Source organism: Psychrobacter sp. Arc29 (assembly GCF_041431175.1).
Classification (GTDB): Bacteria; Pseudomonadota; Gammaproteobacteria; order Pseudomonadales; family Moraxellaceae; genus Psychrobacter.
In genome coordinates, this window is the sequence record NZ_JASMRR010000001.1 from 368,913 (window position 1) to 386,556 (window position 17,644).

Annotated in this window: 14 protein-coding genes and 1 tRNA gene; 6 read left to right on the forward strand and 9 right to left on the reverse strand. The window is 42.9% G+C overall.

Annotated elements, in window-relative coordinates; all coding sequences use genetic code 11:
- The first annotated feature begins 23 nt into the window (after window positions 1-23).
- On the forward strand, window positions 24-1,127 hold the full coding sequence (leuB, locus tag QO189_RS01630) for a 3-isopropylmalate dehydrogenase (protein ID WP_371531233.1): 1,104 nt from the start codon (window positions 24-26) through the stop codon (window positions 1,125-1,127).
- Between the two features lie 294 nt (window positions 1,128-1,421).
- The gene (locus tag QO189_RS01635) at window positions 1,422-2,696 is read left to right on the forward strand and encodes a L,D-transpeptidase family protein (RefSeq protein ID WP_371531234.1); all 1,275 of its coding nucleotides are present in this window, start codon (window positions 1,422-1,424) and stop codon (window positions 2,694-2,696) included.
- Between the two features lie 256 nt (window positions 2,697-2,952).
- On the opposite strand, the gene infA is transcribed toward QO189_RS01635, so the two are convergent.
- From infA to dinB, 7 genes are all read right to left on the reverse strand, one after another.
- Window positions 2,953-3,174: a translation initiation factor IF-1 gene (gene infA / locus QO189_RS01640; protein ID WP_021814850.1), complete on the reverse strand. Its 222-nt coding sequence runs from the start codon at window positions 3,172-3,174 to the stop codon at window positions 2,953-2,955.
- Window positions 3,175-3,295: 121 nt separating this feature from the next.
- A complete protein-coding gene (gene truA, locus QO189_RS01645; RefSeq protein ID WP_071003569.1) occupies window positions 3,296-4,135 on the reverse strand; it encodes a tRNA pseudouridine(38-40) synthase TruA in 840 nt (279 codons plus the stop codon).
- A 43-nt stretch (window positions 4,136-4,178) separates the two neighbouring features.
- Window positions 4,179-5,252 carry an asparaginase gene (locus QO189_RS01650; RefSeq protein ID WP_371531235.1) on the reverse strand — a complete coding sequence of 358 codons (1,074 nt, stop codon included), beginning with the start codon at window positions 5,250-5,252 and terminating at the stop codon, window positions 4,179-4,181.
- A gap of 186 nt (window positions 5,253-5,438) precedes the next feature.
- A complete protein-coding gene (locus QO189_RS01655; protein WP_371531236.1) occupies window positions 5,439-7,106 on the reverse strand; it encodes a FimV/HubP family polar landmark protein in 1,668 nt (555 codons plus the stop codon).
- Window positions 7,107-7,157: 51 nt separating this feature from the next.
- Window positions 7,158-8,963 (reverse strand): peptigoglycan-binding protein LysM, encoded by a 1,806-nt coding sequence (locus tag QO189_RS01660; protein ID WP_371531237.1) that lies wholly within the window; start codon window positions 8,961-8,963, stop codon window positions 7,158-7,160.
- Between the two features lie 113 nt (window positions 8,964-9,076).
- Window positions 9,077-10,279, reverse strand: a complete 1,203-nt coding sequence (gene queA, locus QO189_RS01665) for a tRNA preQ1(34) S-adenosylmethionine ribosyltransferase-isomerase QueA (protein ID WP_371531238.1) — start codon at window positions 10,277-10,279, stop codon at window positions 9,077-9,079.
- Window positions 10,280-10,456: 177 nt separating this feature from the next.
- Entirely contained in the window at window positions 10,457-11,542 is a 1,086-nt protein-coding gene (gene dinB, locus QO189_RS01670) for a DNA polymerase IV (RefSeq protein WP_371531239.1), read from the reverse strand.
- 508 nt (window positions 11,543-12,050) lie between these two features.
- On the opposite strand from dinB, the gene QO189_RS01675 reads away from it, so the two are divergent.
- Window positions 12,051-12,296, forward strand: a complete 246-nt coding sequence (locus tag QO189_RS01675; protein WP_238037420.1) for a hypothetical protein — start codon at window positions 12,051-12,053, stop codon at window positions 12,294-12,296.
- Between the two features lie 76 nt (window positions 12,297-12,372).
- On the opposite strand, the gene QO189_RS01680 is transcribed toward QO189_RS01675, so the two are convergent.
- Window positions 12,373-12,459: transfer RNA gene (locus QO189_RS01680), tRNA-Leu, on the reverse strand.
- A 131-nt stretch (window positions 12,460-12,590) separates the two neighbouring features.
- The gene (locus QO189_RS01685; RefSeq protein ID WP_371531240.1) at window positions 12,591-13,364 is read right to left on the reverse strand and encodes a ferredoxin--NADP reductase; all 774 of its coding nucleotides are present in this window, start codon (window positions 13,362-13,364) and stop codon (window positions 12,591-12,593) included.
- 427 nt (window positions 13,365-13,791) lie between these two features.
- Here QO189_RS01685 and tsaA point away from each other — a divergent pair, with 427 nt between their 5' ends.
- The 3 genes from tsaA (at window position 13,792) to QO189_RS01700 (ending at window position 17,445) form a co-directional block, all read left to right on the forward strand.
- On the forward strand, window positions 13,792-14,649 hold the full coding sequence (tsaA, locus tag QO189_RS01690; protein WP_371531241.1) for a tRNA (N6-threonylcarbamoyladenosine(37)-N6)-methyltransferase TrmO: 858 nt from the start codon (window positions 13,792-13,794) through the stop codon (window positions 14,647-14,649).
- A gap of 58 nt (window positions 14,650-14,707) precedes the next feature.
- Complete coding sequence (locus tag QO189_RS01695; protein ID WP_371531242.1) at window positions 14,708-16,495, forward strand: GspE/PulE family protein; 1,788 nt, start codon at window positions 14,708-14,710, stop codon at window positions 16,493-16,495.
- 161 nt (window positions 16,496-16,656) lie between these two features.
- Window positions 16,657-17,445 carry a TatD family hydrolase gene (locus QO189_RS01700; RefSeq protein ID WP_371531243.1) on the forward strand — a complete coding sequence of 263 codons (789 nt, stop codon included), beginning with the start codon at window positions 16,657-16,659 and terminating at the stop codon, window positions 17,443-17,445.
- Window positions 17,446-17,644 lie beyond the last annotated feature (199 nt).

The window sequence follows — 17,644 nt, forward strand, 5'->3', positions numbered from 1 at the left end:
AAAATATATCTAAAAGGATTAGTATGGCAACGATTTTAACATTAGCGGGCGATGGTATTGGCCCTGAAATCATGACTCAAGCCATTGATGTACTCAAGGCGGTCAATGAGAAGTTTTCACTTGATTTGACATTAGAGTCTGGATTGATTGGTGGTGTGGCTATTGATGCCACAGGTGAGCCTTTACCTGATGAAACGTTAGCGCGTGCACGTGCAGCAGATGCTGTATTATTAGGCGCTGTCGGCGGCCCTAAATGGGATACGATTGAACGCAGTAAGCGCCCTGAGCGCGGTCTGCTTAAAATCCGTGGTGAGCTGGGTTTGTTTGCCAATTTACGTGTGGCAAAGCTTTATCCGCAGCTAGCCAATGCGTCAAGTATCAAGCCTGAAATTATATCTGGTTTAGATTTGCTGATTGTTCGCGAACTGACAGGTGGTATCTATTTTGGTGAGCCACGTGGTATTCGCACACTAGAAAATGGTGAGCAGCAAGGCTATAACACGATGGTGTATAGCACCAGTGAGATTCAGCGCATCGGTAAAGTTGCTTTTGAGTTAGCAAAAACGCGCGCTCAAGCTGCAGGTACAGCGCCCAAAGTATGTTCAGTAGATAAAGCCAATGTCTTAGAAGTGACTGAGCTTTGGAAGCAAACAATGATTCAGATGCAGCAAGCAGAGTATAGCGATGTGGCGTTATCCCACATGTATGCTGACAATGCTTGTATGCAGTTGATCAAAGATCCTAAGCAATTTGATGTCATGGTAACAGGCAATATGTTTGGTGACATCTTATCTGATGAAGCGGCAATGTTGACCGGTTCTATTGGTATGTTGCCATCAGCGAGCTTAGATGAGTCTGGCAAAGGTATGTATGAGCCATGTCATGGTTCCGCGCCTGATATCGCTGGGCAAGATAAAGCCAATCCATTGGCGACTATTTTGTCTGTCGCTATGATGCTGCGTTATACCTTTAAGCAAGAGGAAGCCGCACAAGCGATCGAGCAAGCAGTTAGTGATGTGCTTGATGATGGCTTGCGTACACTTGATATTTTAGATAGCAGTGAAGCTGGACTCAAGCAAGTGGGCTGCCAAGAGATGGGGCAAGCGGTATTGGCTAAACTGGTATAAATTAGCTAATCTAATGCGGACCATTTTTATGTAGTTTTTACAGTTTAATCTCGTTCATTTTATACCCATAAGTTGCTAAGCAATTTATGGGTTTTTTCTGTTATATGGTATTGAATCATGCCTTATTGTAAACGGATCAGTGTGTTTGTTCACCCTATTAACAAATGCACAGTAGGAAGAGTCAGTTATTAACATAAAGCTGTTAGGGAATCGTGGTAAAGCTATGGCAATATATTTCTATAATAAATTTTTAGATATTTTTTGATACATGGTAATTATTTAGGGAGTTTTTTTATGTCTCAACTACTTAAGGTTGGCAGCCTTGTTATAGCGATGGGAACAGCGTCTGCATTATTAGTGGGTTGCAGCAGCAATGCTAACAGTACTGAAAATAGCGTACAAACGACTAATGAGAGCAAGTCGTCTAACAGTGGTATGACAGACACTACAAAAGATAATAATAACAATGCAGGCACCGAAGCAGAGATGAGTACTAGTAGCAATCAATCTACTAGTAACCAAACTAGTGGTCAAAATATGGATGCTGATACGATGGACAGCACGATGACTGATAGTAACGATATCAGTCCAGTAACCAATGGTGTTAGTCAGCAAATAGATGGTAATAGCAAAGCCGCAAATTCGCTAAATAAATTATTAACTAAAATTGAATACAGTACAGAAAATCTATCAGAAACTGCCGAAAAGGTAAATAAAGCAACATGGAAAGCTGATACCAAAATTGATCGTAATGTCGGTACCAAATTACAAGCGCTACTGAACTGGAATCATAGTGGTGTGGGTGCGGTGGATGGCTATTGGGGCAAGAACACGCGCAAAGCCATGCAAGCTTTTCAAAAGGCTCAAGGATTACCAGTAACCGAAGCGGTCAATGAAGAGACGTGGAAAGCATTGACTAAGAACTCTACGCTTACTTCACAGCCTGTATTGGTCAGTTATCAGCTGACAGATGCTGATGTGAATGTCAAAACTACCCAAATTCCTGTTAGTGCTGAAGCCAAAGCCAAGCTAGATGGTATGTATTATGAAAGCGTCCTCGAAGCCTTGGGCGAAAAATTTCATATCAGTCGTGATTATCTCAAATCGCTTAACCCCAATGCCAATTTCAGAAGTGGCGAAACCATCATCGTCTATAACCCTGGCAACCCTAATACAACACCAGTGAGCCGAGTGGTCGCTGATAAAGAAACGCAAACCTTATATGCATACGATGACAGTAACAATCTGGTTGCCAGTTATCCAACCACAGTAGGTAGCACAGCGACACCTTCACCAACGGGTACGCATAAGGTCAAAGTTAAAATTCACGAGCCAAACTACACCTATACTAGCGATAATGGCAAAAAATCTATTATCCCGCCAGGCCCTAATAATCCTGTTGGTGTGGTATGGATTGGCCTTAGCAAACCATCATATGGCATTCATGGCTCGCCTGATCCTGAACGTATCAGCCGTCAAGCATCAGCAGGTTGTGTTCGCCTTACTAACTGGGATGCACTGAGTCTGCTAGGTGTTATCAAGAACGATGCCACTGTCGAGTTCAAATAACTCATCGTTTAATTATTTCATAAAACGCAGACAAAAAAATACCGCTGATATTGAGCGGTATTTTTTATTGTAAAACAAACAGCGAATACTAAATAACTAAAACAGTGATAGGCAATAATGAGCAGGTTAGCGTTTTCATTATTATTATCAGTTAAACCACTCAAGCGTCTATGTCAGCTATCAGCGATAAAATAGCTATTCGGCTATTGGCTGTATTTTTATAAATACTTTCATAACCATATGAGTTGGCGAGTATTTAGTTTTTACCACGGTAAGTAATACGACCTTTAGATAGGTCATAAGGGGTCATTTCAACCTTAACTTTATCACCTGTCAAGATACGAATATAATGCTTACGCATCTTACCTGAGATGTGTGCAATGATTTCGTGTCCGTTTTCTAAACGAACTTTGAACAAAGTGTTAGGAAGGGTATCAATGACTTCGCCTTCAAATTCGATAATATCGTCTTTTGCCATAATTTGTATCAATCAATTAAAAATAAGCCCATATTATACGTAAGTTAGCAGATTAAAGCAATACAGAACCTGGTTTTGACTTGACAGCATGTAAGTGATATGTATGTTAATTTACACTGATTTAGTCAGGTAAGTTTAACCAAATCGGTGTGAGGGGTGCCTGCGGCAATAGGCGCTGGAAATGCTCAGGATAATAGGCATTAATGAAGTATAAGCCATCCCCTGAGGCTGTAGGCGGCGCAATTGTCCGATCCTCTTTGCTCAAAATATTTAAAAAGTCTGCTGGTTCTAGCTCATGTCTGCCAATCGCGTATAGCGTACCCATCAAGTTACGAACCATGTGATGTAAAAATCCATCTGCTTGTATATCGAACACAATAAACTGACCATGAGCGAAAAGGTCGGCATGGCTGACGGTACGTACTGGCTGATTGGACTGACAGGCCGCCGCACGGTAGCTGCTAAAATTGTGAGTACCAACGATATCGGCAGCTGCCTTTTGCATCGCTGCTAGGTCTAAAGGCTCATAGATATGGGTAACCTGATGATTGAGTATCGCAGGACGCTGCGCTTGATTAAGGGTGATATAACGATAACGACGAGCAATCGCACCAAAACGCGCATGGAAATCAGCTGGCATCGGCTGAATCCAGCGCAAAGCAATATCGTCAGGTAGTAGGCTATTGACACCGCGTAACCAGTTATGAGTAGGGCGATACGCATGAGTGGTAAAATGAGCAATCATATTGCTGGCATGGACACTGGCATCAGTACGCCCAGCGGCGATGACTTCGACGGATTCATTGGCGACTTTGCCGATAGCGGTTTCTAGTGCTTCTTGTACACCCAGCACTTCTCGTTGCCGCTGCCAACCATGATAGTGCGTACCCAAAAACTCAATCGCAATCGCTAAAGTATAAGTTGGTGAACGTTCAGGTTCGATAGTTTCAATCTTAGACATTTTGGTTTCTAAGCTTATAAAGTTGGAATTAATTAAGGAGCATTTATCGCTTTTTGATGCTTGTGCCAGGTTGACTGACATTATTCAACCAGCGCTGTCGACGTCTTGCTGGACTATCATAGCGCAGTAGCAACCATAACAACCGTGCATAAATAGCAGGAATGGTTAAGCGTCCACCAGCAATAACATGATAGTCATATTGCCAACTGCCCGCCGCGTAGCTGTCGCTCACACCGCCAAACGGACATTGACTGGCAGATATCACCATGTGTCCATGCTCATGAGCAAGATTGAGCGTATCTGCTAGCGTATCTGAATAAGGAATGTTACCAGCGCCAAACCCTAGCAGGATAATGCCACATGGCGGCTGTGATAATAATGCTTGTAGTTGATCATTGATCACCTGAACATCATTAGGTAAGCAGTATAAAGCATGGATCTTGGCCTGTTCAGCACTTGCTTTAATATTGAGTAGTAAGTCTTTCTGATCATCCAGCCAATGCTGCCTACGAGTATCTGATAGATTTTTTATATAACTGTTGGCTGGATATGCTGCTCGAGAATGCCCAGTAAATGCCATAAGGTCATGACTGTGAATTTTTTGCACGGTTTGTGCAGGCCATGACTCGCCGCCAAAACTAATCTTGACACCTGATTCACCAGCCGCAGCTAACTTCAATGAGTCGTTAAGGTTGCCCCAAGCATCGCTATCAGCATCGATATCGTAGGAATGCAGCACTTCACTATCTAATAACGGCCGCATACTTCCAGTGACTACAATACAAATATCGCTACCGGCAAAAGCTTCTGCTAAAAATGCACCTAAATAACTCAACGTGTCAGTGCCACTAATCAGGACAAAGCGTCTATCACCTTGACCATAAGCATTCAGTAATAGCTGATAAAAATGTACAAAATCAACTGGCGTAAGCTGGCTACTGTCTTTGATCAGCGTGTTGTCTAGCCATGAAATTGCTGGTGAACCAGTCGTATTGCTTTGCTCAGTCAGTAACTTTTGTAGCGTAGGTAAAAAGACGTCTGCCGATAAAGGCGCGAGCGGCTTACCGTAGCTACCAAAGGTACCACCAGCATAGATCAATTGAACGGGGTCAGACATGTTTTTGGTCATAAAAGAAGATGGCATAGTATCAACACAGTAAATAATTATGAAAAAAGAAGCGCCAGAGCGTTTATTAGTGACAGGTTGAGAGGTCAGTAATAGATAGTATCAGAATTAAATGCAAAAAATCAGCAAGCCTCCGATAATAAGAGAGTACTTGCTGATATGCATCCGGACGACTGATTATGCTGTGCGCTCAAGTAATAGTTGTGCTTGTTGTTTCTGCTCACTATTACCCTGAGCGATCACTTCATTAAGCAAACGTTTGGCACTGTCATATTCGCCTAATTGTAAATACTGATTGGCTAAATCTAGCGTCACTTGATTGCTATCTAATGATTTTACAAAGTCAAAATCTGCTGCAAAGCGCGATGAAAAATCTTCTGCTGATTCAACCGCTTCATGACTGATATCTGTTTCAGATTCCACTGGTGCAACGGTAGAGGCTGGGGACGTCGCTACAGAAGAATCTAATAAAGAATCAGTGTCTATGATATCGAAGTCATCAGCTATAGGCGTGTCATCATCAAATCTTAACGACGTAACTGGCGTAGTATCTGATGCTTCAAAAGCATCAATGTCGGTGTCATCGTTGATCAGTTGTTCTTCAAAACTTAAGTCTGCAACGCTATCATCTTCGAGAGTACTACTGTCATTATCAGCGTTTTCAAAGTCAATATCTTCCAAAACAAAGCCATCGATATCACTACTTACGTCAGTAGTAGATGGCTCATTAATCGCGAAAGTGTTAACGGTATCACTGTCGTCTGATTCATCCAGATCGTCTAAAGACAAAGTAAAGTCATCTTCATTGTTTTGAACAGCATTGCTAGAAGCTTCTTCTTCATTTTTATTAACAGAAGTATCTTTATCTGCATCGGCTGCTAAATCATCAAAATCTAAGATGAAGTCGTCTTCTAACACTAACGCTTCGCTTTCACCGTCTTGGACATCTGATACGTCAGAATTTTCAATTAAAGTGTTTTCTGCAGGTGAGTCAAAATCGAACTCAAAGTCACTAAGATCATTGTCTTCTATGACCTCATCATTTTTGACCTCGTTATTTTTGATGGTATCAGTATGGTCGCTTGTAGAAATATGAAGGCTATCATCATCTGTGGCCAATGATGTAACGGGAGTCTCACCAGTAGCATTTGACTCATTGAAATCATCTTCTAAATCACTGAGCGTCAGATCAAAGCTATCGTCTACGTTTTTAGTAGGCTCACTTGAAAACACTGGGCTATCAATAGGTTCATCTATTACAGCATCGTTATTATCTTCAATAACGGGACGATCAGATATGTCAGCTGTATCATCGGCTTGATTAGTGGTAGATAAATCGAAATCTAGACTATCAAAACGATCATTATTATCTTCTATTGCTACTTTTGGCGTGGCTACTGGACTTTGCTCTCCAATGTATAAATCTTTCAATTCATCAGCAAGCGTAATAGTTTTAGCATCGTTATGCGTTTTAATGCGGTTATAGACATCATGAAAGTTTTCTGGCTGATCTAGCGTAGCGTATATGCTCAGTAGCTTGATAGATAACTGACAGTCATTAGGCTTTTCGTTTAGTCCGCGATTGATCGTTTCAATGGCTTTGTCGTAGCGCTGTTGATCCATAAAACGCTGGGCAATCGTAATGTGGTCAAACTTATTGCTATCATTTTGATTGGTTTGGGCAGCAGTGCCATAATCCGTTTTTGATGCTGGTGCAGCGGCCTTTCTTACTGAGCTTACAGGTGGTTGTGCACTTTGCTTTTGTGCTTTATTTTTGCGCAATAAAAAACCAGCGACTAACAGGATAAGCACCAATCCGGCGATGATATATAGCATATTGTCCATAGTTATTCCTACTCCCAAGATCACAGCATCGTGCGTTGATCCGTTAGGCAATTATTGATTGCGTAGTTTTTTGAGACGAGCTTGTAGCTCAGCCAGTTTTTGATTTTGTAATTGGATCTTTTTCGTATAGTTGTCCAGCGCGCTGCTGGTTTTTGACAGGCGCTGAGCTTGTGAGGCAGTCTCTTGTCTTGAGGCTTTTAGCGTTGCTAATATATCGGTGCTTAGACCATTGCCCTTATCTGCCGCTGATTTCGCCTGAGTGCCATCTGCATTACCATCATGACCAGGGGCAAGGACAGAAAACTGTGCTTGTGGCAGTTTCTGTGTTTTAGTGGTGGTTGGTTTCTTAGGTACGCTGGCCACTTGTGCTGTCTCAGACGACTTTTTGGACACTGTCTGCGCTGACTTTTTTACCACAGGCGTATTCGCTCTACGACTGTATTGTCTTTGGGCATTGATGGCAGCTTCTAAATGTTGCTGTGAAGGGATGACATCGTAGCTAGGTAGGCTAAGCTTAGCATCGGCTTTTAACTGATCAGCATCTTTGTTGATAAAAGCATCAGGATTCTGTGACTGAATCTGCTTCATCACTGTTGGCGTATCTAGATTGTTCTCGCGCGCGATCTGCTCCGCGATCATCCACAAGCTATCATTGCGTTGCACCTGATATTGAGTGGTCGCATTACTCGTTACTTTATTGCTAGCTGTACTTGGATTAGTCGTCGTTTTGGATGGCACAGATGATGCTGTATTAGCAGGTATATTGCTGCCTTGAGCTGTGGCGATAACAGTGCTATCTGAGTCGATTACACTTTTTGATTTATCTATCGCTTTAGTGGTTGTTGCTTTGACAGGTGAGCTTGCCATGAGGTCAGAGTCTGCTTTACTGCTTGGCTGTATTTGGCGCGTCACTTGTATGTTTAGGATATCAAGCTGCTTGTCAGTACTTTGCTTATCCGCCGCAACTACATTATTATAAGCGCGGTTGTTATAAGCGCGCGCGTCAGTACCGCCTTTGTTATCAGGTATCATTGTACCGCTATTACTACTTGCTACACTTAATGCACTGTTATCCAAAGTGTTTACCGAGCTTTGGCTGTTACCAATAGCAGTTGAACGACTGGTACTATTGTTTATGTCAGCACTGCTATTTAAACGACCATTATTGAGGCGGCTAGGTGTATAAGTAAGACTGTTGACCTGTGAGGTAGCTGTCACTGTTGGCGCCTGAATATTAGGTGCGGGTGATGTAGAAGCCAACAATTCAGTCGCTGGTTTGTTTGGCTTTGATAACTTGGGCGAGGATATAGCAGGGGTAGACATCAATGGCGGCGGCGCGCCTTTTCTGACCGTCAAAGGCATGGCATTACTTGCAGAAACGCTAGGCAAATTTGGCTTCTTGGCACCTGTGGCGATATTTTTACCAGTATTGATAGGCACGCTATCTTTTAATGGCATCAGTAGCGTTTTGGGTACCATGTTACGCTGGCCATTATCATTTATCGCTAATACGACATCAGCAAAAGGCTTAGATACCGGCTGTGATGTGGTAATAAAAACCTGACCGCTGGTCGCGGAGGTGGGCTGAAAGCGTACCGTCATAGAGTCAGTCGGGGTCAAACCCATTTGCTGGTAAATGGTCGAGTTTGCCAAACTGGCAGAAAAGTCAGCGGCTCGAATATTACTGACGACGATGCTTGCTACTAAAGGCTCATGCTGGGCTGAAGTGACCACCGTCTTACCAATGGTTGCTGCTTGTACGCTCGGTACTAAGACGGCGCACCCTACAGAACAAAGTAGTGCCATCGATACCGCGCGATGTATAGTAGTCAAGCGACGAGATAGATGACAAGACATGAGCAGCCCTTTAGTATAAATAAGTTGTCTTTGCTGTTATAACAAAATACCGTTTAGTTTACCAGTTTATTTCACAACTGTTGTGTCCAATGCACAAAATGTCTTTGTAGTGTTCAATCAGCTTTTCTATCTAGTAGCATGGCATCGCCATAACTAAAAAATCGATACTGTTTTTCGATAGCATGTTGATAGGCGTGTTCGATAGATGACTTACCTGAAAATGCCGATACTAGCATCAGTAGTGTCGATTTAGGTAAGTGGAAGTTAGTCAGTAACCGATCAATAACGCCGAATTTGAACCCAGGATAAATAAATATATCTGTATCGCCTGACCAACTAGAGAGTGCTTGGCCATCAATGGCAGTTTTTTGATAAGCCGTTTCAAGAACACGCGTCACTGTTGTGCCAATCGCGATAACCTTTTTGCCATTCGCGTGCGTTTGATTGATGAGGTCTGCAGTCGTTTGTGGCAAATGTGCATATTCACTATGCATGGTGTGATTGAGCAGATTGTCTGTTTTGACGGGAGCAAAGGTACCCGCGCCAACGTGCAATGTGACAAAAGCGGTGTTAATACCTTTCTCGTCAAGCTTGCTTAGTACGGATTCATCGAAATGTAAGCTTGCTGTCGGTGCAGCCACGCTGGCGAGCTTGGCCGGATCATGAAAAACGGTTTGATAACGAGTGTTGTCAGTGTCATCAGCATGACGCTCAAAGTAGGGCGGGATAGGCAATTCACCATAAAGCTCTAGATTCGGCAAGATCGGCGCATCAAACGCCAAAATGAATAAGTTGTCTTGACGACCAATCATTGTGCCACTCATATGACCATCGGCAAGTTGTAAGCGTTGACCAAGCTTGAGCGCTTTGCTGGCTTTGACATGGCAAAGGGCAATATGCTCTTGATTGACCGCTTCATCATTGGTGTCTTTTAGATGCAGTGTCACTTCATCTAAGTCCGAGATATCGACTAGGCGTTCAATCAGTACTTCAAGTTTACCGCCAGTATCCTTTTGACCAAACAAGCGTGCTTTCATCACCTTGGTATCATTAAAGACAATGAGATCTCCAGCTTCTAATAAGTCAGGCAACTCAGAAAACAAACGATCTTCTACACGAGTGTCATTTATTTGAGTATGAGCTGGCAAGTATAAAAGCTTTGAAGCAGAGCGCTGCGCTAATGGGTAGCGTGCAATCAGGCTATCTGGCAGCTCATAATCATAATCTTCAACGCTCAGATAATCCAAGACGTCGTTGTTTTTGTCGGTATCAGTTGGTGCGTTAGTATCAGCAGAGTCAATGTGAGAGTCGGTCATAATCAGTCTTTAAATGGATAGGAATTTTGGCATAATTGTAGCAGAAATACCTTTGTGAGAGGATACTTTGCTCAGCAGTAATCATGTATAAGATATATTTCAAACCTATAAATAGCCTAAGTAAATATTATTGGCTATGTTAATTTACAACGAATTTTTTATCAGTTGTAGATTAATTTACTCAAACAGATTTAGCTGAGGCAGTAACTGAGCGGCAGGTGCTAACGAAGAAAAAGTCACACCAACCAGTCGAATGGGGAGCTGACGCGGAATATCCAAAAATAGCTTGTCTAGCCAATAATGTGCAGACTCGGCGCTATCAAACGTCGTCGAAAGCGTATGTGAGCGGGTGATTTGAGTAAAGTCTGAATATTTGATTTTTAGAGTAATGGTATGAGCGACTAGCTGCTTTTGGTACATTTGATTAAAGGCATCCGCGTTTTGCTCATATATTTGCGTGAGTAATGCGTCATCATCATTCAGATTGTCTCTGAATGTCGTCTCTGAACCAACAGACTTGTGCGTACGTTCAGATTTGACAGGGCGTTCATCGCGGCCATGAGCGATATCATGATAAAACTGACCACGTTTACCAAATTCTTTTACCAACACGGCAGCCGATGTACGCCGAAGATCAGCGCCATTACTCACACCCATCGCATGTAAGCGCTTTGCCGTTGCTTTACCTATGCCATGAAAACGCTCAATAGGTAATGTACTGATGAAGTGATCTGCCTCTTGTGGCGTGATGATGGCTGTACCATTAGGTTTATTGATGTCAGAAGCAATCTTGGCAAGCATTTTATTAAATGACACACCAGCAGAAGCAGTCAATCCTGTATGTTCTAATATCTGCGCGCGTAACCAATTGGCCATCAATGTCGCTGAGCCTTTGTGTACAGATAGCCCTGTGACATCAAGATACGCTTCATCTAATGATAGCGGCTCTACATGGGGCGTTAAACTATGCATAATGCGGCGAATATCACCACTGACGGCTCTATAAACCTCGAAACGTGGTCTTACAAATATAACTTCTGGGCAGCGTTTGCGAGCTTCATAGCAAGACATGGCTGAGCGTACGCCAAATTGACGCACCTCATAACTGGCAGCAGCAACTACACCGCGACCATTAGGATCACCGCCAACCACCAATGGTTTACCACGCAGTTCAGGAAAGTCACGCTGCTCCACACTGGCATAAAAGGCATCCATATCGATATGAATGATTTTACGAGGATTTGATTGTTTGGAGTCTGTCATGTTCAGTATTTTACCTGAATTAATGGCTTTTTCTATTATCAATTGTTAGAGCCCAAAGTGGCTTTCCCATAAATTTTTGACTAAATCACAATAATATTTAATTATTGATATATATCAGTAATTAAATATAGTGTAAGATTATGTACAGTAAATAACACAGCTTTCTAATACTTACGCTGACATTAGCAAACAGTTGTTTTCTATCGGCCTCTTTTGTGAAAGCGTTTGTCAAGTTATTTTATCTCAATAAACCGTCTATCTTAATAGATTTGCTATTCATCGTAAATTCGATGGATATCTATTACAGTTAGCACATTAAAGTTTTAAACTATAAGTATTCACAATGATAGGCAAGGTAACAAGAGTAGATAACGCCTCATATATTTTTAGTACTGTAGAAAGACGTTGTTTGTAGCTCTTATACCAAACTTGTGAATGGAGTACTGGTAGATCAACTCTTTAAAAACATATCGTTGCTAGAGAGTTCAGAACGATCAAGGAGCAGAAAATGAATAACGAATTGAAAGGGAGCGATTTAACACGGGCAATGCTAGCGCGCGGCGAAAAACGAATATGGTGTGCAGTTTGCGATGATAGCGACGAGCAAGCCATGATGGATCATTGTGGTAATGATTTTACAGCATATATTGTGTCGTTTCGTGATGGGTCTTTTTATTGCAGTGCTGGCATGCCATGGAGCTATGCCGTACCGATCAAGATAAGTGTTGTTAGAGAATCTGAAGTAGCGATGTAAACAAAAAATATCACAGGTATAAAATTAACAGACACAAAAAAACCTCCGAAAAGGGAGGTTAGATTGTACTACATATTGGTACCAGTGGTCGGACTCGAACCGACACGCTTTTAAAGGCAACGGATTTTGAATCCGTCATGTCTACCAATTCCATCACACTGGCATGTTAGAAGATAATGTCTATTAAATAAATATTATCGAATTTGGTACAGGGTTAACTCTGTATAGGCTGCGTATTATAGCAGCCTATTTTTCTTCGTCAAGAATTATTTAATATTAATTCAAAAAAATATTTTATCCTACAAAAGCACGCTCAACCGCGTAGTCTGCTTGCACACCCATGCGCGGTGAAACGGTCAGGCCAAAGTCATCCAAAATGGCTGAAATTTCAGCATTGAACGGCATGCTACCGCAAATCATGACACGGTCGTCGTCTTTATTCATCGGTGGTAAACCGATATCTTCGAATAATTTACCAGACTTCATCAGGTCTGTGACTCGGCCTTGGTTTCTAAACTCTTCACGAGTGACAGTCGGGTAGTAGATGAACTTTTCGCGGAACCATTCACCAAAGATTTCATCATTCGGCAGCTCATTTTCGAACATGTCGCGATAAGCCAAATCATGGACGTGACGGACACCATGTACTAGGATGACTTTATCAAAGCGCTCATATACTTCAGGGTCACGTGCCAATGCCAAGAAAGGGGCAAGTCCGGTACCTGTTGACAGCATATATAGATGCTTGCCCGGCAGTAGATCGTCTAATACCAATGTACCTGTCGGTTTTTTGCTGACCAATAGCTCATCGCCTACTTTGATGTGCTGTAAGCGTGAGGTGAGCGGACCGTCTTGCACTTTGATAGAAAAGAACTCTAACTGGTCTTCGTAATTAGGGCTGGCAATCGAATAAGCACGCAACAGTGGTCTACCGTCGACAACAAGACCAATCATCGCAAATTCGCCATTACGAAAGCGTAAGCCATCGTCACGAGTGGTTTTGATACTAAATAGAGAGTCATTCCAATGATGAACCTCTGTGACCGTTTCGGTGCGAAGTTTTGACATAAAGTCCTCGTTAATTAATAGGTTGCTATCGGTGTCGTTAGGTTTAAATACGTATTAAATCAAAATTTTCAATGATAGATTAAAAAATATAAAAACCTATCAGTATTCTAATAGTTATCGAAAAAGCTGAATGTTAAAACGTACCTACCGTAAAATTCAATAATAAAGTGTATCTACCAGCCGATAGGCCTGTAGACTATTTTTTGTGCATGTTAAATCATCAGTATTGATAAGAGGAGTTACAAATAAGCCAAATGTAAAAGACTCTCATCAAAAAATTTCTTGCACATGATACCAAACTTTAAAGTAAAAATCCGTCTAGCTGCTACCCACCAGCATGATAAAATGGAATATCGTTAGTGAGTAATTTTGTATCATTTGGCCGAATTGTCTAAAAAGGACCGTTTTTTATTACTGGAGCTGCTCTATGTCTGATGACAATATGTCTTTAGATAACTCTCACCAAGTCCCCATTATTGGCTACCATCGTGCGCCACTCTCGCAGAAATTTGGTGCGCCGAGGCAGCCGAATTTGGTCGCGCTGACCAGTGTCATTGAAATGCTAGCGCCCTATGATATGCCAGTCGCGTTTGAGGGTTTAGAGGCCTTTAGCCATATATGGATCAGTTGGCAGTTTCACCATAACTACCGACATAAGGACAGTAATCAAGCCAATAGTAGCTTTCGAGCGCAAGTGCGGCCACCAAGATTGGGTGGTAATCAAAAGATAGGGGTATTTGCCAGTCGCAGTATGTACCGCCCATCAGCGCTGGGACTGTCCGTCGTCAAACTTGAGCGTATCGAGATAGTACAAGGTCGCGTGTTACTTATCATCAAGGGTGCTGATATGATAGATGGCACGCCAATTATCGATATAAAGCCGTACGTGGCTTACAGCGACGCGCTTTCGGATGCAAAAAGTGGATTTGCGCCAATTGCGCCATCATTGTTAGAGGTAGTGATGACAGAGGTGGCTTACGAACAATTTATGCTGCTAGCGAGCGTAGGAGAGCCTGCTGAAATCAGTAATAATGATGCAAGCCATAGCTCTGTAAAGAATGTATCGAAAAGTGCTACAGTTGCTTCGATAGTTGAGCAAATACAAAGCCAATTGCGAGTCTCTGATATTGATGCTATCAAAGCGTTAATTGCGCAAGATCCAAGGCCTGCATACCGCCGTAAAGAGAAAGAAACCTCCTTTATCATGCGCTATAAGTCTGTTGATGTGAGCTTTTGGTTGATAGATTCAGGACAGTTGCAAATAACAGCGGTAGTGGCAATATAAGTGATATGAATCGATAGCATGTTTGTCAACGTACCCCAAACAATGAAAGAAGAAAAATATGGCTGCTCAGAATTATTCGATAGTGATTGATTTACGCTGGTGCCTAGATGAGTTATTGGCAGATAAAGTCATTGATCAACGTGGCTATAATCTAGTAATTACCAGCCGCCGAAACAAAGCACAGCATCCACTACTGACGATTAGTGAGTTTGGCTTGCCCAATGGACACGCCCTCGATGGTAACTCTGACAATAAGCTGACGCTGGCATGGCTAAATCAGTGGCTAGCGGCCAAAGCAGACATGCCACTCGTTCGTATTGATCCATTAAAAGTTGACGTCCCGGCAGTGACGCAGCTGATGTCTTTTGAATATGCACGCTCACAGTATATTTTGCCTATTGAGGTCACTTTAGATGAAGTGGTCATCGGGACAGATCAGCCTTTTTATACCGACTGGCACTCAAATATCGAAAAGCTGATTAAATCAAAAAGCTATCGTACGGTTTATATTAATCCTGAGCAAATCAATCGCTACCGCCAAGAGTTCTATCAAGTCACGCAAGCCATAGCAGGGGCAAATAGTGTTCACAAACGTGCCGCGGCTGATGTTACTAATGTCGAAGCATTGCTGCAACTGGGTGATAATACCAACCCTGATGCCAATGACCAGCATATCGTTAGAGTCGTTGATTGGTTGCTACAATATGCTTTTGAGCAGCGCGCCAGTGATATCCACTTAGAGCCGCGCCGTGAGACGGGCAAAGTGCGTTTTCGTATTGATGGTGTGCTACATACGGTGTACGAGATGCCACTCGCGATTATCGTGGCAGTGACGGCACGTATCAAAATCTTAGGGCGTCTGAACGTTGCAGAAAAACGTAAGCCGCAAGATGGTCGACTAAAAACCCGTACGCCGAAAGGGTTAGAGACTGAGCTACGTCTCTCTACCATGCCCACTGCCTTTGGTGAAAAGCTGGTCATGCGAGTCTTTGACCCTGAAGTGCTCGTGCGCTCGTTCGCGCAGCTTGGTCTGTCGGGTAAGCAGCTTGAGACGTGGCATGAGCTGACCGCAAATCCCAACGGCATTATTTTGGTCACGGGCCCAACCGGATCAGGTAAAACCACCACCCTTTATAGCACGCTCAAGCAGCTAGCCACTGAGCAAGTGAATGTCTGTACGATTGAAGACCCTATTGAGATGATTGAGCCTGCCTTTAACCAAATGCAGGTCAACCCAGGTGTCGATTTGTACTTTGCGGATGGTATTCGCTCCCTGATGCGTCAAGATCCCGACATCATTATGGTTGGAGAGATTCGGGATGCAGAAACAGCAAATATGGCAGTACAAGCCTCACTTACAGGACATTTGGTGCTCTCGACATTACATACCAACGATGCGCCAAGTTCCATCACTCGCTTGCATGATCTCGGTATCCAGCCTTTTTTGACGTCAGCGACTATATTAGGGGTTATGGCACAGCGCTTGTTACGGACGCTATGTCCGCACTGCAAAAAAGCAGTAGAGGTGACACCGGACAGCGAAATAGCCATCCAGTGGCAAGAGTTGGTACAACCTTGGCGCGCGCCAGTACCCACACAGATTTATACTGCGCAAGGCTGCGAGCACTGTCGACATACTGGCTATCAAGGTCGAGTCGGACTCTACGAGATTATGCCGCTATCCAATGAGTTAAAAAAATTGGTCGCCGCCGATGCTAACTTGGATGTGCTCAAGCAGCAAGCGTACCGAGAAGGGGTGCAGCCTCTACGTCTATCAGGTGCAAAACGCATTAGTGAAGGGGTGACAACGATAGAAGAAGTGATGCGCGTCGTGCCGCTGCACTGAGTATTGTGCCGCTGCATTGATTTTAGGCATTTATGCGCAAGCCTTTAAAAACGCTCACATTTGCGCTACTTGAAAACAGCACCCTTTATAGCAATCAACTTATCAACGAATTTTAAATTTCAATAACTTTTACTGATATTGTTCCAATAACGAGATTATTTATGTTTACAGATACGCATTGCCACCTCAACCGTTTAGATTTAACCAAATATGATGGCCAGTTGTCCGGCGCGATTGATGCCATGAAAACTGCCAATGTGACTCGCGCGATGGCCATTATGTGTGATTTTGCTGAATATGATGAAATCGCTAATATTGTCAGCACCTATGGTGACGAGATGCTAAATCTAGGGATGAGCGTCGGTATCCATCCTTGTGAGGACATGGGTATATTACAGTCAGCGACCGTAGAGCGTCTGATAGAGACCGCTAGCTCCGATCATGTATGGGCCATAGGAGAAACTGGTTTGGATTACTACTGGTCGACCGAAAATAAAAAAGCGCAGCAAGCCAGCCTTGCACGTCATATTCATGCCAGCCAACAATCAAAAAAGCCACTCGTCATCCATATGCGTGATGCCAAAGAAGACACGATTGATATTCTAAAAAGTGAAGGTGCTGAACATGGCATCATTCATTGTTTTACTGAAGATTGGGAGACGGCGAAGCGCGCGCTAGATCTAGGGTTTTATATCTCATTCTCAGGTATCGTGAGTTTTAAGAGTGCGCAAGACATCAAAGATGCAGCCCAAAAAATGCCTAGAGACAGAATACTCATTGAAACCGACAGTCCATATTTGGCGCCAGTCCCCAAACGCGGCAGACCAAACGAGCCTGCATATGTTCCCTACGTGGCAAGCTGTATCGCAGACATGTATGGATGTAGTAGCGAGGAAGTCGGTGCACTGACGGCAAAAAACTTTGAAAATTTACTGGCACAGTATCATTAAAATGGTTATGCTATGACCACTCAGTCATTTATTCGATAGTCTTGTGGTTCAATCCCCTTAGGTATTTATCATACTAAATATAGCCACCTGATTATCAATGACTATTTAGCAAACATAAGCATATTCCCTTTTGTGGTCCTCGAGCAGTCTTGGTACAGTCCCATACTTTCATTGCCGATGTACTGCCGTAAATGATGGT